Below are 223 nucleotides of genomic sequence, written 5' to 3' on the forward strand. Positions count from 1 at the left end.
ATACACACAACGTGTACAAAACCTGGACAACACGCACCCCGAAAACCGGGGCGCGACGTGATTGATCAGACGTTCCCCGGGAACGTCTTCTGGATCTTCTCGGTTTGGTGGTCATAGCGAAAGCAAGACACCCAGTTCCATTCCGAACCTGGCCGTTAAGTGCTTCTACGCCAATGGTACTGCGTCTTAAGACGTGGGAGAGTAGGTAACCGCCAAACCTAGT

1 rRNA gene is annotated in these 223 nt (G+C 52.9%); it reads left to right on the forward strand.

Annotation, left to right across the window (positions count from 1 at the left end):
• Positions 1 to 103: 103 nt before the first annotated feature.
• Positions 104 to 218 (forward strand): 5S ribosomal RNA (rrf, locus tag ACN5AZ_RS18820).
• Positions 219 to 223: the final 5 nt, after the last annotated feature.

Source organism: Sagittula sp. SSi028, from assembly GCF_048553715.1.
GTDB lineage: Bacteria > Pseudomonadota > Alphaproteobacteria > Rhodobacterales > Rhodobacteraceae > Sagittula.